The sequence below is a fragment of the Paraburkholderia sp. SIMBA_053 genome (genome assembly GCF_046534895.1).
Classification (GTDB): domain Bacteria; phylum Pseudomonadota; class Gammaproteobacteria; order Burkholderiales; family Burkholderiaceae; genus Paraburkholderia; species Paraburkholderia caledonica.
In genome coordinates, this window is sequence record NZ_JAWRXU010001010.1 from 1 (window position 1) to 259 (window position 259).

Annotated in this window: 1 protein-coding gene; it reads left to right on the top strand. The window is 27.4% G+C overall.

The genetic code is table 11. From position 1 onward, the window contains the following. Positions 1-259: hypothetical protein (locus SB753_RS38665; protein WP_410805364.1), on the top strand; the 259-nt coding region annotated here is incomplete at both ends.

Here is a 259-nt window from a genome sequence, read left to right on the forward strand (position 1 = left end):
CTAAAGATGTTCCTCAACATTTAAAACTTTTTGACCAAACATCAGAATTACTGAAAAATAATTATACAGGGGAAAATCAACAATACTCAAGAGTAATAAATTTATTCATTCGACAAGATTTTGATGGATTTAAAACTGATGCTCAGTATAATAATATGTTTGATGATGCAATGCATACATTTTACGCTGCGCATTGTGACTATTTTATAACAAATGATGATAAATGTAATTATAAAGCTAAAAAGACATTTGAGCAACT